This window comes from Peribacillus sp. NPDC006672 (assembly GCF_050274955.1).
Lineage (GTDB): Bacteria > Bacillota > Bacilli > Bacillales > DSM-1321 > Peribacillus.
Window position 1 is genome coordinate 597513 of the sequence record NZ_JBNNOR010000001.1, and the last position, 25300, is coordinate 622812.

The window sequence follows — 25300 nt, forward strand, 5'->3', positions numbered from 1 at the left end:
GGGGGTAATAGAATGCCAGTGATTTCTTATATAGATGCTGTAACAATGGCAATGAGGGAAGAGATGGAACGCGATTCCCGTGTATTCGTATTGGGAGAGGATGTTGGAAAAAAAGGTGGGGTCTTTAAAGCCACTCATGGTTTATATGACCAATTCGGTGAAGCCAGGGTCATCGATACACCGCTCGCTGAATCTGCAATTGCAGGAGTGGGAATTGGAGCCGCCATGTACGGGCTTCGGCCAATAGCTGAAATGCAATTTGCTGATTTCATCATGCCTGCCATTAACCAAATCGTTTCAGAGGCAGCCAAGATTAGATACCGTTCCAATAATGACTGGAGCTGTCCTATGGTAATCCGTGCTCCATATGGAGGAGGAATTCATGGAGCTCTTTATCATTCACAATCGGTTGAAGCAATCTTTGCTAATCAGCCGGGCTTGAAAATTGTGATGCCTTCCACCCCGTATGATGTAAAGGGGCTGCTTAAAGCTGCCATTCGCGATGAAGATCCAGTGCTATTCTTTGAACATAAACGCGCATACCGCTTGATTAAGGGTGAGGTACCCGCTGACGATTATGTACTTCCCATCGGTAAGGCGGATGTGAAAAGGGAAGGGGAAGACATTACTGTAATATCCTATGGCCTTTGTGTCCATTTTGCTCTTCAGGCAGCAGAAAAATTAGCGGCAGATGGAATCTCTGCACATGTTCTTGACTTGCGCACTGTCTACCCTTTAGATAAAGATGCTATCATAGAGGCAGCATCTAAAACGGGGAAAGTTTTACTGATTACGGAGGACAATAAAGAAGGAAGCATTATGAGTGAGGTCGCAGCCATCATTGCCGAGCATTGCCTTTTTGATTTGGATGCTCCTATAAAAAGGTTGGCCGGACCTGATGTACCTGCCATGCCATATGCGCCTACGATGGAAAAACAATTTATGGTAAATCCTGATAAAGTGGAAAAAGCAATGAGGGAATTGGCCGAGTATTAATGACTGTTAAGAAGGAGGAACGATTTATGGCTATGGAATTAATGAAGATGCCTCAACTAGGCGAAAGTGTCACAGAGGGAACCATCAGTAAATGGCTTGTAAAGCCTGGGGATCATGTCACGAAATACGACCCGCTAGCTGAAGTGATGACGGATAAAGTAAATGCTGAGGTTCCTTCTTCCTTCACCGGCATCATCAAGGAATTGAAAGCGGATGAGAATCAAACGTTGGCAGTCGGGGAAGTCATTTGCTCGATTGAAGTTGAAACGGCAAAGACGGATAACGATAATGTAGGGCAAGCTATTTCTCATAGCGAAGAAAATACTGATGCACCTGTTACAAGAGATGTGCAGCAAGCGTCGGCGGAACCATCAAGGAAAGCTCGCTTTTCACCAGCAGTGTTAAAACTTTCCCAGGAGCATGGAATCGATCTTTCAAAAGTGAAAGGAACGGGGAATGAGGGACGGATCACCCGTAAGGACTTACTGAAACTTGTTGAATCCGGTAATCTACCTAAGGCGGATGACTTTTCCGCAATATCCGATTCGGTTCATGAAGAGATCACCCCTCCTCCAGTTAATCGCCAAACCAGTGCAGTAACAAACGTTACGGCTGCTACTGGCGACAAGGAAATACCTGTAACTGGCATCCGGAAGGCAATTGCATCCAATATGTTAAAAAGTAAGCACGAAATTCCGCATGCCTGGACGATGGTGGAAGTTGACGCAAGCAATATGGTGAAGTTGCGGGATAATCTAAAATCCGATTTTAAACAAAAAGAAGGCTATAATTTAACTTACTTTGCCTTTTTTGTAAAAGCTGTTGCTCAAGCCCTAACGGAATTTCCAGAGCTCAATTCCATGTGGGCAGGCGATAAAATCATACAAAAGAAAGAAATCAATATTTCAATAGCCGTTGCAACTGAAGATGCCTTATTTGTACCGGTCATAAAAAATGCAGATGAAAAATCAATCAAAGGTATAGCAAGGGAGATACAGGAACTCGCATCCAAAGTGAAGGCGGGTAAGTTAAAAGCAGAGGATATGCAAGGTGGCACGTTCACTGTTAATAACACTGGCTCATTCGGTTCTGTCCAGTCCATGGGAATCATCAATTATCCACAGGCAGCCATTTTACAAGTTGAAACGATTGTGAAACGGCCAGTGGTCATAAATGACATGATTGCAGTACGAGATATGGTTAATCTCTGTTTATCACTTGATCATCGTGTTTTGGACGGACTGGTATGTGGACGATTCCTTGCAAGGGTTAAAGAAATCATCGAAAAGATTTCCAAAGACAACACTTCCATATACTAAAATGAAGAAAAAGGAAGGCCATCAGGTTCCTTCCTTTTTTTTGTACTTCTTTTTTAGAAAAACATCGACAAAAATTTTATTTTTGCTATTATTTTATTGAGAGCTGTTCTAATACAGAGCAGGGGCTTTACTCTATTTAAAGAGACGAAAAAGGCCATCAGCTTCTCTTAAAACTCCTTGGCTAATTTCTATTGGCTTAAATTTTAAGAAAATTATGATAGAATGTTAGTATAATCCAGATCAAATTGATGGGAGGGTGGTTTTCTTATCTAAACTGACTGAGCGTTCGTTCTCCCGAAGAATGGATATGGCGATTGAGGCGGCAGACGATAAGAAAGCGATTACAGATGGAACTGAAAGATGTAAAAAACATAACCTTTCCTAAGCCTTCTTTGGAAGAGTGGAAAGAAGCTGCGGAAGTCAGTTTAAAAGGGAAAAGTGTAGAAAATTTAAAAACGAATACATATGAGGGCATCACTTTATATCCACTCTATACAGAAACGGCGGATTCAACGGCAAATGTAGCTGAATTGCCAGGATTCTTCCCATTTACAAGAGGAACGTTTCCAACGGGTTATTATGAAAAACCTTGGCTGGTCGTTCAACCTGTAAGCGGTGTCACGGCTGAAGAGGCAAATGAAAAGATGAAGGTCTCGTTCAAGCGCGGTCAAAATGTCGTGGCATATCCTGTAAGATTACTTGCTGAAGGAGCAAGGGCTGAAAAATTGTTTAAAGATATCCCATTAAGGGAAATCCCGGTTTTCATTGACCTTAAGGGAAAACAAAAAGGATTATTCCCGCAATTCAAAGCCGTTGCTGAATCGCAAAATGCCCAATTGACAGGCGTAGTTGCAGAAGATCCCATTGCAGAATGGCTCATTGGCGGTCAGCTGCCAGCGGATACGGATCATTACTTTGCAGACTGGCTTAAGACAATCCAAGATTATCAGAAGGTAGGCCGGGATTTAAAGACAGTCCTGATTAATACGGCAGTCTATCATAATGGAGGAGCTAATGCCGTCCAAGAAATCGCGTACGGATTATCGGCAGCCGTCCAATATTTATTGGAAGGGCAAAAACAAGGGCTTTCCATTTCTTCAGTTTCCGAAAGAATAGTATTCTCGTTTGCAGTGGATTCCAATTACTTTATGTCCATCGCCAAACTGCGGGCTGCCAGGAGGCTTTGGGCAGGTCTTGCTGAAGCCTTCGATACAGCTCCGGATCATTTTAAAATGGCCATACATGCTGTTACTTCCGAATTGACAGAAACGCTATATGACCAGCACGTCAATATTCTTCGGACCACAAACCAAGCTTTCGCTGCTGCTATTGGTGGTATTCAATATCTTCAAATTCATCCATTTACTCATGCAACTGGTGAATCTGATGATTTTTCAGAAAGAATCGCCCGTAACACTCATTTGATTTTAAAAGAAGAAACAAATATCACGACCGTGGTCGATCCTGCTGGCGGTTCATGGTATGTTGAGCAATTAACGGATGAATTGGCTGAAAAGGCTTGGGCGAAATTCCTTGAAATCGATGAAGCCGGAGGGATTTTAGAGCTGATTAAGCAAGGTACCCTACAGAAAGAAATAGCTGAAGTATACCAAGGAAGAGTTCAAAATGCTGCTTTCAGAAAAGAGAGTATCATCGGAACGAATGTATATCCGAACCCAACTGATAAGATTAAAAGCCCGACACTGGATAAACATGTGTCATATATGAAAGTTGAGAAGCCGGTTGGCATTACGCCAATCGCCTTGGAACGGGTATCCATTCAGTTCGAACAAATAAGACTGCGCAGTGAAAGTTATAAAGAAATAAATGGAACGGCTCCAACAATCGGTTTGATTAATTTGAAAAACCTTAAATCCTATAAACCCCGTGCAGATTTCGTTAAAAGTCTGGCTGCAGCAGGAGGTATTGAAACAGTAGGTAGTAAGGGGTGTCAAACCATTCAGGAAGCAGTCGATTTCGTAGCTTCGACCAATTTCCCTATCTATTGTGTTTGCGGCAGTGATGGTGACTACGCGGAATTAGGGACAATCACAATTAAAGAAATTAAAAATCGATTCCCGGAAATCAATTTTTATTTGGCTGGCAAGCAGCAAGAAGAATTGGAAATCACACTAAGTGAAGCCGGAATCAAAGATTTTATCCATATTAAAACGAACGTAATAGCGATTTTATTGGAATTATTGCATGAGCTAGGGGTGAACTGAAATGAAAAAACCGAATTTTTCTGCTATAAATCCTGCCAAGGCTAAGATTAAAGGGACGGTAGAAGCATGGAAAAAAGAAGCCGAAAAAGCCGTTGGGCAAAATATCGATAGTCTTCTGTTTGAAACCAATGAACAAATAAAAGTCAAACCGCTTTATGTTAAAGAAGATAATCGCGAATTGGAGCATATGGAAAGTGTCCCAGGTATCGCTCCGTTTACAAGGGGGCCCTATCCTTCGATGTATGTCAATCGTCCTTGGACGGTACGCCAGTATGCAGGTTTTTCGACTGCTGAGGAATCCAATGCGTTCTACAGACGTAATCTGGCGATGGGGCAAAAAGGGCTCTCAGTTGCCTTTGATTTAGCCACACACCGTGGTTATGACTCCGATCATCCACGCGTTGTCGGTGATGTGGGGAAAGCGGGAGTTGCCATTGATTCCATCCTTGACATGAAAATCCTGTTCAACGGGATTCCGCTAGATCAGATGTCCGTATCAATGACTATGAACGGTGCAGTATTACCTATCCTGGCTTTTTATATCGTGACAGCTGAAGAACAAGGCGTTACTCAGGATAAGCTTTCAGGCACGATTCAAAATGACATCTTAAAGGAATATATGGTCCGGAATACGTATATCTACCCGCCTGAAATGTCCATGAAAATCATAGCTGATATTTTTGAGTATACATCCAAATATATGCCCAAATTCAATTCCATTTCCATCTCGGGTTATCATCTCCAAGAAGCGGGGGCGCCGGCGGATATCGAACTTGCCTATACATTGGCTGATGGTCTTGAGTATGCACGTACGGGCATGAAAGCAGGTATTGATATCGATAAGTTTGCACCGCGCCTGTCATTCTTCTGGGCTGTAGGATTGAACTATTTCATGGAAGTGGCGAAAATGAGGGCGGCTCGTTTCATTTGGTCAAAACTGATGAAACAGTTCGAACCGAAAAATAATAAAGCGATGGCATTGAGGACTCATTCCCAAACCTCCGGCTGGAGCCTCTCCGAGCAGGATCCGTTTAATAATGTCGCAAGGACCCTGATTGAAGCTCATGCGGCCGCACTTGGACATACACAGTCCCTGCATACGAACGCATTGGATGAGGCCATTGCACTGCCAACTGATTTCTCGGCCCGCATTGCACGTAACACACAGCTTTATCTGCAGGAGGAAACTGGGATCACAAAGGTAATCGATCCATGGGCGGGTTCATACTATGTAGAATCGCTCACTAATGAATTAATCGAAAGGGCTTGGGCTCACATAGAAGAAATCGAAGGTCTTGGAGGAATGGCAAAGGCAATCGAAACCGGCCTTCCAAAAATGAGGATCGAGGAAGCGGCTGCAAAGCGTCAAGCTAAAATCGATTCTCAGGATGAAACGATTGTCGGCGTCAATAAATATCGTTTAAAAAAAGAAGATCCGATTGAAATACTGGAGATTGATAATACCGCAGTTCGCGAAAGTCAGCTTAAGCGTTTGAGCGAATTAAAAGCGAAACGTGATCAGGCAAAGGTGGATGAAGCTCTTCAGGCGCTATCCATGGCTGCTAGAACAGGCGAAGGTAACCTGCTTGAACTGGCTGTACAAGCTACAAGAGTAAGGGCTTCACTAGGTGAGATCTCCGATGCGGTCGAAGAGGTGGCTGGACGTCACAAAGCAACGATCCGTTCTATCAGCGGCGTATACAGCTCGGCATACTCAAAAGAAGCGGAAATTGAGGAAGTCGTCCGCATGACGGAAGAGTTCCTTGAAAATGAAGGAAGAAGACCGCGTTTGTTAATGGCTAAAATGGGTCAGGACGGTCATGATCGTGGAGCTAAAGTAGTAGGAACGGGGTTTGCGGATTTAGGCTATGATGTCGATATCGGTCCATTATTCCAAACGCCGGAAGAAACCGCCTTACAGGCCGTGGAAAATGATGTGCATGTTGTCGGAATGAGTTCGCTTGCTGCCGGTCATAAAACATTATTGCCACAGCTTATGTCAGAACTGAAGAAATTGGGCCGTGAAGACATCATAGTGATCGTCGGCGGCGTCATCCCTGCACAGGATTATGATTACTTAATGGAAAATGGCGCTTCAGCCATTTTTGGACCTGGTACAGTCATTCCGCAGGCAGCGAAAAAAGTGCTTCAGGAAATATATAATCGCCTCGGATATGAGGAAGTGGCCCAATAATGAGTGAAGACAAGAAGCCGGAATGGGTCGATCTTAACAATCAGGAAGGTTTTGCTTCTTCATTAAAGCCAGGTGTAGAATTAGCAGCCAGTCATAACAAAGCTTCAAAAAGCAAGTTCGTCAAAAAACAAAATGTAAGCATACCAATCCATGAATTTAAAGAGGGAATCATAAAAGGGGACAGGGCCAATCTTGCTAAAGGGATTACACTGATTGAAAGCAATGCTCCCCACCACTTTGATCCTGCACAGGAATTATTACATTCCATCCTTCCTCATACAGGGAACTCGATTCGAATCGGGATTTCCGGAGTGCCAGGGGCCGGAAAAAGCTCATTTATCGAGACGTTCGGATCCTACTTATGTGCCAGGGGCCATAAGGTTGCTGTTCTAGCCGTCGATCCAAGCTCTTCTATCAACGGGGGAAGTATCCTAGGTGATAAGACGAGGATGGAGGAGTTGGCAAGAAACCCCCGTGCCTTCATAAGGCCCTCACCATCCGAAGGCACCTTAGGAGGAGTTCACCGCAAAACAAGGGAAACGATGTTGCTTTGTGAAGCGGCAGGATTTGATGTCATCCTGATAGAAACTGTTGGTGTCGGTCAGAGTGAAGCTATAGTACGAAGCATGGTCGACTTCTTCATGCTCCTTGTCCTAACCGGTGCCGGGGATGAATTACAGGGAATGAAAAAAGGGATCATGGAACTTGTGGATGGAATTGTGGTCAATAAAGCGGACGGAGAGAACATTCCGTTGGCGATTAGGACAAAGTCCGAATATAGCAGAATCTTGCACTTCCTTCAGCCGGCAACAAAGGGATGGGCAGGAAAGGCATATACTTGTTCTGCCATAACCGGCAAAGGAATTCCTGAGCTTTGGGATGTATTGAATGAATTTTCCGATATGACCAAGGAATCTGGTGTTTTTCAAGAACGGAGAAGAATGCAATCTAAGGAATGGCTTTATTCATTAATGGATCACCAGCTTAAAACGATGTTCTATAAAAATGAAACCGTCAAAGGTCTTCTCCCTGTTCTAGAGAATGAAGTGATGTCAGGGAATAAAACGGTCACTGCTGCTGTTAAGCAAGTCTTTCAATTTTTTACTGATACATTCAAGTCAAATTAAACAGTCAAATTAAACAGCAAAGGGATGGGGCATGAATCGTTTCTCATGCCCCATCCCTTTGTAAGAAGTTTTCTTGTTGTTACACACATGGTTCCCGCTTCTTTTTCGTTTTAAACATGTTTTGGATCCGCTTTATCCAGTTTAGCAGGTAAATTTATTGAATCACGAAGTGGCAATTGTTATGATAGGATTGAAGAGAAAACTTGGAAGGGGCACATACCATGAATATGGATTTTAATTTTTTAATGAACGACGTAGTCAAACAGGCTCGCGATGAGATTAAGACTGCTGGATATACAGAATTGATTACTCCCGAGGAAGTAGAAGAGGTATTTGCACAAAAAGGAACGACACTTGTTATGGTCAACTCCGTTTGTGGCTGCGCCGGGGGAATAGCTAGACCTGCAGCAGCTCATGCGATTCATAATGATAAACGCCCAGATCAGCTTGTAACTGTTTTTGCTGGGCAAGATAAGGAAGCGACGGAAAAAGCCCGTGATTACTTCGAAGGGTATCCGCCTTCATCCCCATCATTTGCATTGCTGAAAGATGGAAAAATCATCACTATGATAGAACGCCATGAAATTGAAGGGCATCACCCGATGTCTGTAGTTGAAAAATTACAAGACTACTTCGATCAATATTGCGAAGAAGTGTAAGCCATAGCCATAAGCAAGAAAACCCGCCCAATCGACGGGTTTTTTTTATTCATGAATCCGCATAAATAAGGAACATTTAGGAAAGAAGATAGATAAAGAAGCCAGATATTTCCCCTCTGGAGGAAAAGTGCGAACCGGAGAAGGGGAATCGTGAGAATATTAAGAAAAGTAAATCTATTATTTACGTTATTGAATAATTATTAGAGTGTGTTAAAATACACATTAGTGTATGAATATTAGTTATGCAAATAAATTAATTAATATAACCTAAAACCAAATTTAATAACAAGAGAATTGAAAATATGATTTTGGAGGAATAATAATGAAGTTGAAAAAGCAGTTAGCATTGTTGCTTACTTCTGTGTTATTAGTAGGTATTTTAGCAGCATGCGGAACATCTGAGAAAAAAGATAAAAACACAGCTGGCAAAGAAGACAAAAAGGTCCTGGTAATGGGAACATCTGCGGATTATCCGCCATTTGAATATGTTGAAACATCTAAAAGTGATGAAATAAAAGGATTTGACGTTGATATCGCTAAAGCAATCGGTAAAAAATTAGGTTATGAGGTTAAAGTGAAGGACATTGACTTTAATAGTCTTGTTCCGGCTCTGGAAAATAAATCGGTCGATTTCGTTATCTCTGGAATGACTCCAACAGAAAAACGTGAACAATCCGTTGATTTTAGTGATATATACTATACAGCTAAAAACATGATCATCACGACAGAGGACAGTAAGATCAAAACTGTTGAAGATTTAAAAGGGAAAACGGTAGGGGTACAGCTTGCATCCATTCAGGAGACATTGGCAAACGACTTGAATAAATCCAAAGATATCGGAATGAAAATTGAAAAACGGAATCGTATTCCAGAGGTTGTTCAAGAAATGTCCACAGGACGTTTTGACGCCGTGATCATGGAAGATACTGTTTCAAAAGGCTATTTGAAAGATAATAAAGATTTGGTGGGCTATTTGATCAAATCTGGTGAAGAAGATGCCGGTTCGGCAATCGCTTTCCAAAAAGGAAGCAAGTTAACTGACGAATTCAATGCCGAATTGAAAAAAATGTTAGAGAATGGTGAAATGGAAAAATTAATACTAAAATGGTTCGGTGGCAGCGAAACTGAATAATACAGAGAGAGGAAAAGCGTTCAGAAGGGATGCAATATGCCTTCTGAACGTTTTTCCGCGCTTTATTTATCATTAAATGAAGCAGGAGGAAGGCCCATGATAACGGTCTTTATAAGAGAGGATGAATGGAGTGAATCTGGAATTTGATAGGATTATACCCTCCCTTCCATATATCCTGGAGGGAATACCGACTACACTAAAGGTTGTAGCGGTTGCGGCTGTAATCGGTTTTGTTTTGGGAATAGTATTATCTATACTTAAAATCAGTAGGATCAAACCCTTAAATTGGATTGCTGACTTTTATACATCCATTTTCCGCGGTACCCCTTTAGTGCTGCAATTAATGTTGATTTATTTTGGTTCACCACAAATATTAGGGATTCAAATCGAAGCATTCCAAGCAGCATTTTTAGCATTCGGGCTAAATTCTGCCGCATACATCTCTGAGATTATCAGGGGGGGCATTCTAGCGGTAGATAAAGGACAACGTGAGGCTGCACTTGCACTTGGGGTTCCTTATTCAGGGATGATGCTAAATATAATACTTCCGCAGGCCATCAAGAATATCCTGCCGTCCCTTGTGAACGAAGTGATTTCCTTAACGAAGGAATCAGCCATTGTCACAATTATTGGGCTGGGGGATATCATGCGCCGTTCTTATATTGTCGGCGGTGAGACATATAAATTCTTCGAGCCGATTTTATTTGCCGGTCTCATTTATTATGTGATGGTTATGGTTCTTACCATCTTAGGCAAAGTGATTGAAAGGAGAATGAGACGCAGTGATTAAAATTGATGAGCTCAAAAAAAATTATGGTAAGCTCGAGGTATTAAAAGGCATCAGCACCGAGATAGGGCAGGGGGAAGTGTTAGCGATCATCGGCCCATCCGGTTCGGGAAAATCAACTTTCTTGCGTTGCATCAATATGCTTGAGACTCCAACTGATGGTCAAATTTGGTTTAAAGATGAAAACATCACTGAAAAAAAGACCAATATCATGAAAGTGCGTGAAAATGTCGGAATGGTTTTCCAACATTTTCATTTATTTCCTCATAAAACCGTCCTGGAGAATCTGACATATGCACCGATGAAGGTGAAAAAATTATCAAAAGCTGAAGCAGTAAAACAAGCTCGGGAGCTCTTGACTAAAGTCGGTTTGGCCGATAAAGAATCGTCATATCCGAATCGTCTATCAGGCGGACAAAAACAACGGGTCGCCATTGCACGGGCATTGGCAATGAATCCGGAAGTGATGCTTTTCGATGAGCCGACTTCTGCGCTTGATCCTGAGATGGTAAAAGAAGTGCTCGAGGTTATGAAGTCACTGGCACATACTGGGATGACCATGCTTATCGTAACGCATGAAATGGGATTTGCCAAAGAAGTGGCCGATCGTGTACTTTTCTTGGACGGGGGTCTGCTCGTTGAAGAAAGTGTTCCGGAAGAATTCTTTTCCAATCCGAAAAGCCAGCGTGCAAAAGACTTCTTGGAAAAAGTTTTATAAGCCAAGGCAAATAGTATATAATTATGAAAAAAAGGTAACGAATAGGTTACCTTTTTTTATTTTATTCCTATAATGTATTTTTGCATGAATGTATTTTAAAAAATTGGAAATTTCATTCACAAAGGACTGTAAAAACATCTGAAATCCTGATAGTATTATAATAGATAGCGAAAGAGCCAGGTGATACATAACAATGTTTAAAATCGGATACAGGACGATTAAAACTGCTTTGGGGGTTACCCTGGCAATTATTATTGCACAAATGCTTAACCTGGAGAATTTTTCGGCTGCGGGAATCATAACGATCTTATGCATTCAAGTTACAAAAAAGAAGTCGGTGTATGCCTCCTGGCACCGGTTTTTAGCTTGTTTGATCGCAATGGTCTATGCATCCCTATTGTTTCAGTTCATCGCGTTCCATCCGCTGATAATAGGATTGATCCTTTTGATTTTCATTCCTACGACAGTTGCCTTGAAGATTAATGAGGGAATTGTAACGAGCAGCGTCATCATCATGCATCTTTATGGATCTGGCGACATCACTTTTTCCTTGCTGATCAATGAAACGATATTAATTGCCGTTGGAATTGGAGTGGCACTTGTCATGAATCTGTACATGCCCAGTGTCGATGAAAAGCTGCTTGCTTATCAGGAAAGTATCGAAACTAACTTTAGTGCGATCTTGATGGGGATTGTCCGCTATTTAAGGGATAATGATCACACATGGGATGGTAAGGAAATTACTGAAACAGCCAATCTTCTTAACCAAGCCAAAAGCCTTGCTTTCAGGGACGTGGAAAATCATTTCTTAAGGGAAGAAGACCTGTATTACCATTATTTCAAAATGCGTGAAAAGCAATTTGAAATAATTGAACGCATTCTTCCTCTAGTCACGAATATTCCATTGGTCGTCAAGCAAAGCGGGATAGTGGCTGATTTTATTGAGGACCTGGCAGAAAACGTCCATCCACAAAATACGGCCATTCTTTATCTGAGGAAGCTTGAAGAAATGGAGATGCATTTTAGGGGAATGGCACTTCCACAGACACGGGAAGAGTTTGAATCAAGGGCCGCATTACTGCAGCTCATGAAGGAAATGGAACGCTATTTATTGTTGAAGCATTCCTTCAAGGGGTTACCTAAGCTGGCCAATAACCGAATGAAAAAGAGGCACTTGGCTTAAACTAAGCAAAAAAGTAAAGGAATTGATATAAATGAAATGGATCCTTTCTTTGTTGCTTATGCTATCTTTGTGGCCGTTACAGGTACAAGCCCAACCTCAATCGGTTAAGCCGGGAGATCCTTTTATCATCATCAATAAAGCCAACAATAAATTGGCGTTCATTGATGATAACGAGGTCAAGGAGATTCTGCCGGTCGGCACTGGGAAGAGTCAGGAATTGACACCTGAAGGGATTTTCACGGTTAAAATAAAAGCGGTCAATCCCTATTATCGAAAAAAGAATATTCCGGGCGGCGATCCCAGGAACCCTTTGGGATCGAGGTGGATTGGATTTGATGCACGAAATACCGATGGCAGGATTTACGGGATACATGGTACGAATCAACCGTCGTCAGTTGGTAAATTCATTTCAAATGGGTGTGTACGGATGCATAAATCCGATGTAGAGCGTTTGTATGAAAAAGTCCCTATCGGCACAAAGGTGTTAATCACCAAGTCGAACAATGATTTCAAAACTTTGGCAAAGAAAAACGGAGCGATAAAATAAAAAGAGAGGGAAGCTTTTTTGCTTCCCTCTCCATTCCGATATCTATTACAAAAGAAATGCTATACCTGATAATAAGGTCGTCAACAACATCGAGATAAGCATTAAATACACGACGATTTTTCTTATTTTCTTGTTTCCCATATGCTCTCTCCCTCAAACAGTTTAATTGGTTTTATTTTAACGTGAACATTTAGTAGAAACAAGTAAAAGTATAATGTTCATATTATTCCGAATCTTGAAAGGCTTGAATGGAAGATTAGTAGATTTTAAATAATACATAACATGGGGGAATGAATGATGATTAAAAATATCGATCATATCGGTATTGCCGTCAAGTCACTTGATGAAACCTTACCACTTTACACGGAAACACTGAACTTGGAACTTGAAGGAATTGAGACAGTGGAGAGCCAAGGCGTAAAAGTGGCCTTTATCTTGGCAGGCAATACCCGTTTGGAGTTATTGGAAGCGTTGTCACCGTCAAGTCCAATCGCCAAATTCATTGAAAAGCGCGGTGAAGGGATTCATCATGTGGCCCTTGGCGTCGATGGTATCGAAGATCGAATTAAAGAAATTAAAGAATCAGGATTGCGCATGATTGATGATTCATCAAGAAAGGGAGCTCACAAAGCAGATGTTGCTTTCGTTCATCCCAAGTCTACTGCAGGTGTATTGTTTGAGCTTTGTGAACGAGCCGGATCAAAGGAGGAGCAGGAATGACAGACATATATGAAACGATCAATGACTTATATGACAGACGTCGCAAAGTGGAAATGGGCGGCGGTGAAGATAGAATCGATAAGCAGCATGAAAAGGGCAAACTTACTGCAAGGGAAAGAATCGAACTTTTAGTTGATCCGGGAACTTTCATTGAACTTAATCCTTTTATCAAACACCGTAATACCAATTTTGGCATGGATAAGGAAGAAGGACCTGGAGAAGGGGTTGTTACCGGTTACGGAAAGGTAAACGGCCGCGACATTTATCTGTTTTCGCAGGACTTTACTGTATTTGGCGGTGCACTAGGGGAAATGCATGCTCTGAAAATTGCCAATGTTATGGATTTGGCAGCGGAAAATGGAGCCCCCTTCATAGGTTTGAACGATTCTGGTGGAGCCCGTATTCAAGAAGGTGTTGTTTCCCTTGACGGATATGGACAAATATTTTATCGGAACTCCATTTATTCAGGCGTCATTCCACAAATTTCTGTTATTATGGGTCCTTGTGCAGGCGGAGCCGTATATTCTCCAGCCATAACTGACTTTGTCTTCATGGTTGAAAAAACGAGTCAAATGTTTATAACAGGACCTAAAGTCATTGAAACGGTTACGGGCGAAAAGATTTCATCTGAAGGATTGGGTGGAGCGGCTGTACATAATACCATAAGCGGTAATGCGCATTTCAAGGGAGCGACAGAAGAACAAGTATTGGCCGACGTTAGACGTCTCCTGAGCTATCTTCCACAAAACAATGAAGAGAAGCCGCCGGTTTTGGAAACGGACGATGGAGATGACTACCGTCCGGACTTAACGGATGTAGTCCCTTATGAAGGGATACGTCCATATGATGTTCGGAAAGTATTGGAGCAAATTGTCGATGAGGATTCCTTCATGGAAGTGCAAGAGGGCTTTGCGAAAAACATAGTGGTCGGCTTAGCGCGAATCAAAGGGAAATCAGTGGGACTTGTCTGTAACCAGCCAAAAGTATTGGCAGGGGGACTGGATATTGATTCATCTGATAAGGCTGCCCGTTTTATTCGTTTTTGTGACTCGTTTAACATCCCGTTAATTACATTTGAAGATGTTTCAGGCTTCTTCCCGGGCGTTAAACAAGAACATGGCGGGATAATCCGTCACGGTGCAAAGCTGCTATATGCTTATTCAGAAGCAACAGTGCCAAAATTGACAATCATCCTGCGTAAAGCATATGGAGGAGCTTATGTGGCCCTTAATAGTAAATCCATCGGTGCTGATCTAACGTTTGCATGGCCAAATGCCGAAATCGCGGTAATGGGTTCTGCTGGAGCGGCAAACATCATTTTTGCCCGAGAAATTCAAAATAGTGAAGACCCTGATGCGACTCGTGCAGCTAAAATAGAAGAATACCGTGATAAATTCGCTAATCCATATGTTGCTGCAAGTCTTGGAATGGTAGATGATGTAATTGATCCCCGGGAAACAAGGATTAAGATCATTCAATCACTTGAAATGCTTCGCAACAAAAAAGAAAAACGCCCATGGAAAAAACACGGCAATATCCCGTTATGATCCAACTGCAAGGAGCCCGAAATATATTTATTTTGGGCTCTTTTCCTTACTGGGAAGAATTCATTATTAACGTAAACCATTTATATGTTATCATTCACCATTTTGAAGGAGAATGACCAGCATTCCATTTAAGCAGGGTTTCAATTTCACATTATTTGCCGGGGCACCGCTTTTAGAAGTATAATTAAAGAGGAAAACTTTTTTGGAGGTTTTATTTTATGATTAATGAAGAACGTTTAGTTAGTGAATTTATGGAATTGGTCCAGATTGATTCCGAAACGAAAAATGAAGCAGCCATCGCCAAAGTGCTGAAAGAAAAATTCGAGGCACTGGGTGTAGAGGTTTTTGAAGATGATACAACAGCAGTTACGGGTCATGGTGCAGGCAATTTAGTATGTACCTTAAAAGGAATGAAAGAAGGCGTGGATACCATTTATTTCACCTCCCATATGGATACGGTTGTACCAGGTAATGGAATCAAGCCTTCCATCAAAGATGGATACATAGTGTCAGACGGAACGACCATTTTAGGAGCGGATGACAAAGCTGGATTAGCGGTCATGTTAGAAACGCTTAAAGTGCTGAAAGAACAGAATATCGAGCACGGGACAATCGAATTCATCATAACAGTCGGTGAAGAATCTGGCTTGGTTGGGGCAAAGGCATTGGATCGCTCACTTATAACGGCAAAATTCGGGTTTGCTCTTGATAGTGATGGAAAAGTGGGCAATATCGTCGTTGCTGCACCTACTCAGGCGAAAGTGTCTGCGATAATTTTAGGCAAGACTGCTCACGCTGGTGTCGCCCCTGAAAAAGGAGTTTCGGCTATTACGATCGCTTCCAAAGCAATCTCAAGAATGCCGTTAGGCCGTATCGACGAGGAAACGACAGCCAACATCGGACGTTTCCAAGGTGGACAGCAAACCAATATTGTTTGTGACCATGTTGAAATCCTTGCAGAAGCAAGATCCTTGATTCCTGAAAAAATGGAAAAACAGGTGGCGCGAATGAAAGAAGCATTCGAGACTGCCGCCATTGAAATGGGCGGACGTGCTGAAGTTGAAGTTAACGTCATGTATCCTGGTTTTAAATATGGGGCTGGCGATCATGTAGTCGAAGTCGCAAGAAAGGCAGCAGAGAAAATCGGTCGTCCGTGCGAGTTGGTTAAAAGCGGCGGCGGGAGCGATGCCAATGTTATTGCAGGGTTTGGGATTCCTACTGTCAATCTCGCAGTGGGCTATGAAGATATCCATACTACGAATGAAAGAATACCCGTTGAGGAATTAACGAAGCTTGCTGAAATGGTTGTCAGTATCATCAAAGAAGTATCCGGGGAATAATTAAATCGAAAAATAGATGGGAAGAGAGAGTTTCCTGAGTAAATCAAAGAAGGTAGTCGTATTCTTGTTGGGAATGAGGAATGTGCTTTACTGATTTTAATCCGTGATTTCCATCGAGAAATCTGATGCCATATCCTTGATTCCCTCCTCCCTGTCAAGGATTTGTTGCTGGAATGCCTAAGGTCAGGAATGGATTGTTACCACTGATTTATGATTGAGGTATTATATCCAGGTAAATCAGCTCCCGGCAATGATGAACAGAGGTGGATTGCAAAATGGACGGATGTCCTCCCCATCGGACTCATTGTTCAGCAAGGCAATCATAAACTGAATATATGCAGGGTGTTGCCAATGTGGGTAGCCGTTTGGTTACGATCATTGATCCTCAAAAATTCGTATCATCTTTGTTCAAGTATTGCTGGAATTTAATGTACAGTCATCAATGACATGATGGCTGTTTTTCTTGGATTTGTATCATCTTTCACAGTGGTTACCAAAGATAAATAAGGGTACCTTAAAAGAAATGGTTTTTTATTGGCCCTATTATCCGGTGTTTTTTATTTTTACAAGGATGTGACGGTCAATCATGAAGGACATGTATCCCAAAAATGGCAGGGTCATTCTCCATGTAGACATGAATAGTTTCTATGCATCAGTTGAAATGTCATATGATGTTTCATTGAAAGGCAAACCGCTTGCGATTGCAGGCAATGTTGAAGAGAGAAGAGGTATAATCGTCACCTGCAGCTATGAGGCGAGGAAGTTCGGGGTTAAAACGACCATGCCGATTTGGCAGGCGAAAAAACTATGTCCTCAATTAGTCATTCAGAAACCGAATTTCGAGCGTTATCGAAAGGCATCACTGGCTATTTTCGATGTATTGAGGCAATATACAGAGATGGTTGAACCGGTTTCGATAGATGAGGGGTATCTGGATATTAGTGAATGCGCCGAATTGGGTTCACCTTTAGATATAGCCAATAGCATTCAGGAAAGAATTTTGAATACGATGGATCTCCCTTGCAGCATCGGGGTTGCCCCTAATAAATTTTTGGCCAAAACTGCCTCTGATATGAAGAAGCCAATGGGAATCACTGTATTAAGGAAAAGGGATATTTCGGAAAAGCTCTGGCCTTTACAAGTGGGTGAAATGCATGGCATCGGGGATAAGACCTCGGAAAAGCTTAAAACCATCGGCATAATGACAATCAGGGACCTTGCATTTGCCAATGATAGTCAATTGAAACAGCTTCTTGGGATAAATGGCATCCGTTTGAAAGATAGGGCTAATGGAATCGACCCCAGGGTTGTGGATCCCGAAGCGATTTTTGATCATAAAAGTATTGGGAACTCAACAACTCTGCCACATGACTCCACAAATCAAAAAGAATTGATCGGTGTATTGGAAAAGCTTTCTGAGAGGGTAGCCATCCGTTTGAAAAATAAACGCCTGCTTGGTCAAAAAATAGGTGTGACGATCCGTTACAAAGATCGCCGCACTATAACGAGAAGCAGGACGGTTTCTAATCCTGTTTTTGAAAAAAAGGATATCCTGGATGGCGCTGCAGATCTCTTTATGAAAAATTGGAATGGGGAAGGGATCAGACTCCTTGGTGTCACTGCCTATGATGTCATAGAGAAAGAGTCAGCCTTCAAACAGCTGGATATTTTCTCCTTTCAAGAGGATGCAGCAAAAGAACCTCTGTATGAAGCGATGGAACACTTGCAAAATAAGTACGGAGAAAATATTATTAAAAAGGGATTACCCTTGAAAAACCGTTCGATTGGAACAGACACTAGCTTCAGCAAAGATTTCTTTGAGCAATCCAGGAGAAATGAGCCTTCTTTTGACAAAGAATAGCGTATAGGCTGTGTAAAGATATAGAGAAGGGAAAGATGATCATGACAAAACAACAGATTGGCGTTATCGGATTAGCGGTAATGGGCAAGAACCTTGCATTTAATATTGAAAGCAGAGGATATTCAATTTCCGTTTATAATCGCTCAGGATCAAAAACGGACGAAATGATGAAGGAAGCGGAAGGCAAAAACGTAACGGCCGCTTACACGCTTGAGGAATTCGTCCATTCTTTGGAAACACCACGCAAAATTTTATTGATGGTTAAAGCTGGTGATGCGACAGATGCGACAATCGAGCAATTAAAACCGTTACTTGAAAAAGGGGATATCGTTATTGATGGAGGGAATACCTTCTTCAAGGACACTCAGCGCCGTAATGAGGAATTAAGCAAGCTTGGCATCCATTTCATCGGTACAGGCGTCTCAGGAGGGGAAGAAGGGGCTTTAACAGGTCCGTCCATCATGCCTGGTGGTCAAAAAGAAGCATATGAACTGGTTGCACCGATCTTGAAGGATATTTCAGCTAAGGTCGATGGTGATGCTTGCTGTACGTATATCGGACCGGATGGAGCAGGTCATTATGTGAAAATGGTACATAACGGTATTGAATACGGCGACATGCAGTTGATTTCCGAATCTTATTTCCTTTTGAAAAATCTTCTTGGACTGTCCGCTGAAGAATTCCATGAAGTCTTTAGTGAATGGAATGAAGGGGAACTTGATAGTTATCTAATTGAAATTACTGCTGATATTTTCAAAAAATATGATGAAGAAACTGGCAAGCCGATGGTCGATATCATTTTAGATAAAGCGGGCCAAAAAGGAACAGGGAAATGGACGAGTCAAAGTGCGCTTGATCTTGGTGTTCCGCTTCCAATCATTACGGAATCCGTATTCGCCCGGTTTATTTCAGCAATCAAAGACGAGCGCATTGAAGCGAGTAAAATCCTTCGTGGTCCAAAAGCCGAATCATTTACAGGCGACAAAAAGGCTTTGATTGAAAGTATCCGAAAGGCACTTTATATGAGCAAGATCTGTTCATATGCACAAGGATTTGCACAAATGAAAGCAGCATCAGAAGAAAATGACTGGAACTTGCAATATGGAGAAATTGCGATGATTTTCCGTGGCGGCTGTATCATTCGTGCACAATTCCTTCAAAAAATCAAGGAAGCGTACGATCGTGAAGCGAACTTGAACAACCTGCTTCTTGATCCTTATTTCCAAGGGATCGTCGAAAGCTATCAAGGAGCTCTACGTGAGGTAGTGTCAACGGCAGTGATGAACGGAATTCCGGTTCCTTGCTTGTCATCGGCACTTGCTTATTTCGACAGCTATCGTACAGAAACGCTGCCAGCTAACCTAATTCAAGCCCAACGTGACTATTTTGGAGCTCATACTTATCAACGCATTGATAAAGAAGGAACGTTCCATACCGAATGGATGGAAAAATAATAAGTTCAAGCCGGCTAAAAGGGAATTCCCTTTTAAGCCGGCTTTTTTTAAAACTATCTCCGATGCTCCACAAGGTTATGACCCCTAATACAATATGTGCCACCGAAACCAAATACCGTATTAGCCACCATTTTGTTTGAGCGCCGGTTCTGCTTCATTGCATAACCAGCAGCTGTCACGGCTGTTCTCAAAGCTGTTGGAATTAATCCTTCACGAATGTCCATTCGTTTAATCCCCCACATTGAAGTTAGTGGTGCTATCACTGGCACCTTTTCTAGTGTAACCTCAGCAAGACCTTACCATTCTTTTTCAAAGAGTCCAAAAGGTTGGAAATGGTAAAAATGAACTAGGTGTAAATAGTGTCGATTCATTTCCCTTTTTATGGAAAGTGTAGTATGATGTATGTCATTCATCCATCTTTTTAGGTTTAACCACCTGCGGAAAAAGGAATAAAACATTGAAGGACCATAGGATACAGTAGGTAGATATGAGAGAGAAGGAGCGGATGACTAATGTTCATCATCTGGTTGGCTGTAGCCATTTTTTTATTATTCATTGTCTTAGAATTTGGTGTTTCATTTTGGCTTAATTCAGAAAAAGATGAAGAAATGTCTAAGCCCAAGGAAATGTTTCATATTATCCGGGAGAAATTGGTCAGGAAGAATGTTTCATGAATGAAGAAGGGATGCAGATTCAAATCTGCATCCCTTCTTGATATCCTATCAATCATCATTATTTTCGTTATTCTTGATTTGCCACCAAATATGTCCATCTTCTGCAAGGAGTTCATCGGATGCAAGTGGACCTGTGGATCCTGCTTCATAATTAGGGAAAGATTCTTCTTTAGTATTTTCCCATGCATCGGAAATGGTATCGACGAACTTCCATGAGAGGGCAACCTCGTCCCAGTGTGTGAAGTTTGTAGCATCTCCGCGCATACTGTCAAACAATAGCTTTTCATATGCCTCAGGAGAATTGATATGCTCGATCCCCTTGTTGGAGACTGTCAGCTTCATTGGCTTCGTATTCGATGTCGTCCCGGATTTCTTGACATTTAAGTATAGTGTGATGCCCTCATCAGGCTGGATATGGATAACGAGCAAGTTCGGGTTCAACGTTTCTTCTGTTTTATAATATAGATTCATTGGGATATCTTTGAATTGAACAACGATATTCGTTGATTTGACATCCATTCTCTTACCGGTACGGATATAAAAAGGTACACCGGCCCAACGGAAGTTATCTATCATCAATTTACCAGCAACATAGGTCTCTGTGTTGGATTCGGGATTTACATTATGTTCATTGCGATATGCCGGAAGTGTTTGACCGCCTATCGTTCCTTCCCCATATTGGCCTCGTACGAAGTATTGATTGACTTCGTCCACTTTCATAGGTCGAAGTGAACGCAATGCCCGCACTTTTTCGCTTCGGATCTCTTCGGTTGTCAAAGCGATCGGAGGTTCCATGGCAAGCAAAGCAACCATTTGCAGCAGATGGTTTTGGACCATATCCCTTAGGGCACCGCTAGTTTCATAATAACGCCCACGTTCTTCAACGCCAAGTGTTTCACTTGAAGTAACCTGGATGTTAGATATATATCTGTTATTCCAAAGCGGCTCGAATAGGGCATTTGAAAAACGTATGACCTCAATATTTTGAACCATTTCTTTTCCTAAATAATGATCGATACGGTAGATTTCATCTTCAGCGAATGCAGTTCGAATCTGCTCATTCAATTTTTGAGCAGTTTCGAAACTGTGCCCAAATGGCTTTTCTATGACCAGCCGCTTATATCCAGTCGAATCAGTCAGGCCTTGAGCTTTAATCTGTTCGGCAATCGTTCCGAAAAACTCAGGTGCCATCGCTAAATAGAAGATCCGGTTTCCTTCTAATTGATACTGTCCGTCTAATTTTTCAGCAATGTCTTTTAACTGCAGGTATGATTCCGAGCTAGTTACGTCATGGGAGTGATAATGGAAATGAGAAATGAATTCGTCTACCTTTTCTTCCGCATGTCCGAACTTAAGTATGGAGTCCTTGACACTAGTTTGAAACTCTTCGTTCGTCAATGATCTCCTTGCTACTCCAACGACGGCGAATTTATTGATTTTCTCTTTTTGAAATAGTCGATATATGGAAGGAAACAATTTCCTTTTCGCTAAATCTCCGGTAGCACCAAAAATCATGATCAATGCTGTGGGTTTATTGTTTTCTGTCATGTTAAAACCTCAACTTTCCGTTAAATCTGTCTATAAAGTTGGAATTCCCGAATGTGTACCAATTTCTAATTTTACGTTTAGCTTTCCCTCAAAGCAATCAATTTGCGCATTTTTTCTCATATTTCATTAAAAGTTTAATGTCGTTTCGGTTTTAATGGGTCATAAATGAAAGAGCACCTTTGGTTATGCTATAGTTAAGTTATAAAGTATTTGCAACGGAGGTAGTATCGTGGATTTTGTTTTTTTAGGTACAGGCGCTGGCGTTCCGGCTAAAGCGCGCAATGTGACATCAATCGCCCTTCAATTATTGGAAGAGCGAGGGACGGTTTGGTTATTCGATTGTGGTGAAGCAACACAGCATCAAATTTTAAAAACGGCAGTCAAACCGCGAAAAATTGAAAAAATTTTCATCACCCATTTGCATGGTGATCACATCTTCGGACTCCCTGGGTTTTTAAGCAGCAGATCTTTTCAGGGCGGAGTGGACAAATTGACCGTATATGGTCCCCATGGCATTGATGCATTTATTAAGACGAGCTTACAGGTGAGTGGCACTCATTTAAAATATCCATTGGAAATCATTGAAATAGAGGAAGGCGTAGCATTTGAGGACGAACAATTCACAGTGACGGCCATGTCGCTTGATCATGGCATTTACAGTATCGGTTACCGGATTGTGGAAAAGGATCGTCCGGGAAGTTTGCTGGTCGACCGGCTGCTGCAAGAAGGTGTGAAGCCGGGTCCGCTTTTTAAAGCATTGAAAAATGGACAAACAGTCAGTCTCGATGACGGCCGTATCTTAAATGGGAAGGATTATATCAGTGCCCCGCAAAAAGGCCGTATCATCACGATTCTGGGTGATACACGAGTGTGCAACAATGCTCTCATTCTTGCTGATTCGGCGGATTACCTTGTTCATGAAGCTACATTTTCAGCAGAAGAATCTGAAATGGCATCCGCCTATTATCATTCGACCACCGTCCAGGCTGCAGAAACGGCTTTGAAAGCGGGAGCTAAGCATCTAATCCTTACCCATATCAGCTCACGGTATACTCCAGAGGATTCGGAGAGGTTAAGAAAGGAAAGCGAAGCTATCTTCGCAAACACGATCATGGCTGAAGATCTAATGGCCATTAAAGTTCCTTTATATTCAGAGGAATAGGGTAGCTGAAATCAAAGCGAATGTTTGATATAATTAATCAATTGTTCATTGGATATTTAAAGGAGTGTAAATATGACTGACCAAAATAACCTACATACTAAAGCAATGGATTTTCTCTTAAAAACAAGCCGGACTTTTTTCATTCCAATCAGCTATCTTCCAAAGGGATTACAGGAGGCAATTGGAGCTGCATACCTTTGCATGCGTGCCATCGATGAGATTGAGGACCACCCCGATCTGCCTGCAGATACTAAGGTTAGCCTGTTACATGCTCTAAACGAGCTGCTTGGGGCGGATCATAGGGAAGAAGAACTTCAATCGTTATTTGAACCATATAAGGATGATCTGCCCGAAGTGACCCTGCTTCTTTCGGACTGGATTCAATTTTGTCCTCCCGGTGCTAAAGCCAAAGTCTTGGAATCGACAAAGGAAATGGCCGGAGGCATGGCAAAATGGGTTACTAAGGACTGGCAAATTCATAATGAAGAAGAGCTCGATGATTACACATATTATGTTGCGGGTTTAGTTGGCGTCATGCTGTCTGATATGTGGAACTGGTACGATGGAACGGAAACGGACCGTGAACTTGCCATCGCATTTGGCCGTGGACTCCAAACGGTCAATATCCTGCGTAACCGTGAAGAGGATGCAGAACGTGGTGTGAACTTTTATCCGGATGGCTGGGGTTTCGATGAGATGCTTGCCCATACGGAATATAATCTTGCATTAGCTGATGCGTACATTGGGGAAATTGAAACGAAAGAGATCATCCAATTCTGTAAAATACCTTTGGAATTGGCAAAAGCCACATTGAAGGCCTTAAAAGAAGGCAAAGAAAAAATTGATCGTGCTACAGTTACCGAAATTGTTAACCAAGTAGTCGAACACTGATATTCCATTAAGCTGCTGTGAAAGGTATCATACCTTTCACAGCAGCTTTTTTTGATGTTTTACATCCAAAGATCAAAAAATTCTAAAAATTTAAAAAATATATTGGAATAATTGGGACTAAACGATTATAATTTAGGACATAAAAGCGAAAATGCTGGCTTCGTTAGAAAGACATAGTCTTAAATAAGAAAAAAGGCGGGGGGAAAATATGAAAAAGAAATTATATTCAACTGCAGCTATGACATTGGTCGCAGGCTTATTACTGGCTGGGTGTGGAAATGACAAGGAAAAAGATACGGCGAAGGATGAAGGCGGAAAGGATACCTTCAACATTGGGGTATCACAATTCGTTCAGCATGATTCTTTGGATCAGGCATATGAAGGATTCCAGGCGGCATTGAAGGATAGCGACATCAATGCCAAATATGATCTCCAAGTTGCACAGGGAGATCAAAACAACAGCCAGACGATAGCCAATAACTTTGTTGGGGATAAAGTGGATCTGATTTTTGCGAATTCCACTCCTAGTGCTCTAAGCTCTTTAAATGCGACCAAGGATATTCCAATCGTTTTTACATCGGTTACCGATCCTGTTGCGGCGGAGCTTGTTAAATCTTTGGAAAAGCCAGGCGGAAATGTGACGGGTACGACAGATTCCCATCCTGAAGCCATTGCAAAGTCAATGAAATTCCTAGCGGATGAACTTGGTGCCAAGACAATTGGAACTGTTTATAATACAGGGGAGCAAAATTCTGTCGTCCAAATAAAAAATGTAAAAGCGGAAGCGAAAAAAGCTGGATTGAAAGTTGTGGAGGCATCTGTCTCAACTTCTGCCGAGGTTAAACAGGCAGCGGAATCATTAATCGGAAAAGCGGATGCTTTCTATATCTTTACTGATAATACAGTTGTTTCGGCACTGGAATCGGTCATTTCTGTGGCAAATGATAAAGATATCCCTTTGTTTGTCGGCGAGCTGGATTCTGTGAATGCGGGTGGTTTTGCAGCCTATGGCTTCAGTTACTATGATATAGGTTATGAAGCGGGGCAAAAAGCGGTTGAAATCCTGAAGGATGGTAAAAAACCTGGAGATATCCCGGTTCAATATCCACAAAAACTGAAATTGGTCATCAATGAAAAGGCAGCAAAAGATATGGGTGTTGAAATAAAAGAAGAATGGAAAGCAGATGCTGAGTTTGTAAAATAAACTCTGCTTTTA

Annotated in this window: 23 protein-coding genes and 1 pseudogene; 21 read left to right on the top strand and 3 right to left on the bottom strand. The window is 41.9% G+C overall.

Features of this window, described 5'->3' with window-relative positions:
- The first annotated feature begins 12 nt into the window (after positions 1–12).
- From ACQKKK_RS03000 to ACQKKK_RS03050, 11 genes are all read left to right on the top strand, one after another.
- The gene (locus ACQKKK_RS03000; protein WP_427613940.1) at positions 13–996 is read left to right on the top strand and encodes an alpha-ketoacid dehydrogenase subunit beta; all 984 of its coding nucleotides are present in this window, start codon (positions 13–15) and stop codon (positions 994–996) included.
- Between the two features lie 26 nt (positions 997–1022).
- Positions 1023–2315 carry a dihydrolipoamide acetyltransferase family protein gene (locus tag ACQKKK_RS03005; RefSeq protein ID WP_427613941.1) on the top strand — a complete coding sequence of 431 codons (1293 nt, stop codon included), beginning with the start codon at positions 1023–1025 and terminating at the stop codon, positions 2313–2315.
- Between the two features lie 347 nt (positions 2316–2662).
- Positions 2663–4540 carry a methylmalonyl-CoA mutase family protein gene (locus ACQKKK_RS03010; RefSeq protein ID WP_427613942.1) on the top strand — a complete coding sequence of 626 codons (1878 nt, stop codon included), beginning with the start codon at positions 2663–2665 and terminating at the stop codon, positions 4538–4540.
- Between the two features lies 1 nt (position 4541).
- Positions 4542–6734 carry a methylmalonyl-CoA mutase gene (scpA, locus tag ACQKKK_RS03015; RefSeq protein WP_427613944.1) on the top strand — a complete coding sequence of 731 codons (2193 nt, stop codon included), beginning with the start codon at positions 4542–4544 and terminating at the stop codon, positions 6732–6734.
- Positions 6734–7861: a methylmalonyl Co-A mutase-associated GTPase MeaB gene (gene meaB, locus ACQKKK_RS03020; protein WP_427613946.1), complete on the top strand. Its 1128-nt coding sequence runs from the start codon at positions 6734–6736 to the stop codon at positions 7859–7861. The genes scpA and meaB overlap by 1 nt, the downstream gene beginning before the upstream one ends.
- A 221-nt stretch (positions 7862–8082) precedes the next feature.
- The gene (locus ACQKKK_RS03025) at positions 8083–8520 is read left to right on the top strand and encodes a BrxA/BrxB family bacilliredoxin (RefSeq protein ID WP_427613948.1); all 438 of its coding nucleotides are present in this window, start codon (positions 8083–8085) and stop codon (positions 8518–8520) included.
- 328 nt (positions 8521–8848) lie between these two features.
- On the top strand, positions 8849–9652 hold the full coding sequence (locus ACQKKK_RS03030) for a transporter substrate-binding domain-containing protein (RefSeq protein WP_427614066.1): 804 nt from the start codon (positions 8849–8851) through the stop codon (positions 9650–9652).
- Positions 9653–9782: 130 nt separating this feature from the next.
- Positions 9783–10442, top strand: a complete 660-nt coding sequence (locus tag ACQKKK_RS03035; RefSeq protein ID WP_427613950.1) for an amino acid ABC transporter permease — start codon at positions 9783–9785, stop codon at positions 10440–10442.
- The gene (locus ACQKKK_RS03040; RefSeq protein ID WP_427613952.1) at positions 10435–11157 is read left to right on the top strand and encodes an amino acid ABC transporter ATP-binding protein; all 723 of its coding nucleotides are present in this window, start codon (positions 10435–10437) and stop codon (positions 11155–11157) included. Before ACQKKK_RS03035 ends, ACQKKK_RS03040 begins: the two co-directional genes overlap by 8 nt.
- A 193-nt stretch (positions 11158–11350) precedes the next feature.
- On the top strand, positions 11351–12340 hold the full coding sequence (locus ACQKKK_RS03045) for an aromatic acid exporter family protein (RefSeq protein ID WP_427613954.1): 990 nt from the start codon (positions 11351–11353) through the stop codon (positions 12338–12340).
- Positions 12341–12371: 31 nt separating this feature from the next.
- The gene (locus ACQKKK_RS03050) at positions 12372–12887 is read left to right on the top strand and encodes a L,D-transpeptidase (protein ID WP_427613956.1); all 516 of its coding nucleotides are present in this window, start codon (positions 12372–12374) and stop codon (positions 12885–12887) included.
- Positions 12888–12932: 45 nt separating this feature from the next.
- Here the strand turns inward: ACQKKK_RS03050 and prli42 are convergent, their stop codons facing one another.
- Positions 12933–13028, bottom strand: coding sequence for a stressosome-associated protein Prli42 (prli42, locus tag ACQKKK_RS03055; protein WP_155727341.1), 96 nt, complete (start codon positions 13026–13028; stop codon positions 12933–12935).
- Positions 13029–13184: 156 nt separating this feature from the next.
- Here prli42 and mce point away from each other — a divergent pair, with 156 nt between their 5' ends.
- From mce to gndA, 6 genes are all read left to right on the top strand, one after another.
- Positions 13185–13607 (top strand): methylmalonyl-CoA epimerase, encoded by a 423-nt coding sequence (gene mce, locus ACQKKK_RS03060; RefSeq protein WP_427614068.1) that lies wholly within the window; start codon positions 13185–13187, stop codon positions 13605–13607.
- Positions 13604–15154 carry an acyl-CoA carboxylase subunit beta gene (locus tag ACQKKK_RS03065; protein WP_427613958.1) on the top strand — a complete coding sequence of 517 codons (1551 nt, stop codon included), beginning with the start codon at positions 13604–13606 and terminating at the stop codon, positions 15152–15154. Before mce ends, ACQKKK_RS03065 begins: the two co-directional genes overlap by 4 nt.
- A gap of 218 nt (positions 15155–15372) precedes the next feature.
- The gene (locus ACQKKK_RS03070; protein WP_427613960.1) at positions 15373–16494 is read left to right on the top strand and encodes a tripeptidase T; all 1122 of its coding nucleotides are present in this window, start codon (positions 15373–15375) and stop codon (positions 16492–16494) included.
- A 210-nt stretch (positions 16495–16704) separates the two neighbouring features.
- On the top strand, positions 16705–16923 hold the full coding sequence (locus ACQKKK_RS03075; protein ID WP_427613962.1) for a hypothetical protein: 219 nt from the start codon (positions 16705–16707) through the stop codon (positions 16921–16923).
- 157 nt (positions 16924–17080) lie between these two features.
- Entirely contained in the window at positions 17081–18355 is a 1275-nt protein-coding gene (locus ACQKKK_RS03080; protein ID WP_427613964.1) for a DNA polymerase IV, read from the top strand.
- A 41-nt stretch (positions 18356–18396) separates the two neighbouring features.
- Positions 18397–19809 carry an NADP-dependent phosphogluconate dehydrogenase gene (gene gndA / locus ACQKKK_RS03085; RefSeq protein ID WP_427613966.1) on the top strand — a complete coding sequence of 471 codons (1413 nt, stop codon included), beginning with the start codon at positions 18397–18399 and terminating at the stop codon, positions 19807–19809.
- A 53-nt stretch (positions 19810–19862) separates the two neighbouring features.
- Here the strand turns inward: gndA and ACQKKK_RS03090 are convergent.
- Positions 19863–20033: pseudogene (locus ACQKKK_RS03090) on the bottom strand (asparagine synthase).
- Between the two features lie 288 nt (positions 20034–20321).
- Between ACQKKK_RS03090 and ACQKKK_RS03095 the strand changes: the two are divergent.
- Positions 20322–20483, top strand: coding sequence for a hypothetical protein (locus ACQKKK_RS03095; protein WP_427613968.1), 162 nt, complete (start codon positions 20322–20324; stop codon positions 20481–20483).
- Between the two features lie 48 nt (positions 20484–20531).
- Here the strand turns inward: ACQKKK_RS03095 and zwf are convergent, their stop codons facing one another.
- On the bottom strand, positions 20532–22031 hold the full coding sequence (gene zwf / locus ACQKKK_RS03100; RefSeq protein WP_427613970.1) for a glucose-6-phosphate dehydrogenase: 1500 nt from the start codon (positions 22029–22031) through the stop codon (positions 20532–20534).
- A 229-nt stretch (positions 22032–22260) separates the two neighbouring features.
- Between zwf and rnz the strand changes: the two genes are divergently transcribed.
- The 3 genes from rnz (at position 22261) to ACQKKK_RS03115 (ending at position 25288) form a co-directional block, all read left to right on the top strand.
- Positions 22261–23193, top strand: a complete 933-nt coding sequence (rnz, locus tag ACQKKK_RS03105) for a ribonuclease Z (protein WP_427613972.1) — start codon at positions 22261–22263, stop codon at positions 23191–23193.
- Positions 23194–23265: 72 nt separating this feature from the next.
- Positions 23266–24084 (top strand): squalene/phytoene synthase family protein, encoded by an 819-nt coding sequence (locus tag ACQKKK_RS03110; protein ID WP_427613974.1) that lies wholly within the window; start codon positions 23266–23268, stop codon positions 24082–24084.
- 208 nt (positions 24085–24292) lie between these two features.
- Complete coding sequence (locus ACQKKK_RS03115; protein ID WP_427613975.1) at positions 24293–25288, top strand: ABC transporter substrate binding protein; 996 nt, start codon at positions 24293–24295, stop codon at positions 25286–25288.
- Positions 25289–25300 lie beyond the last annotated feature (12 nt).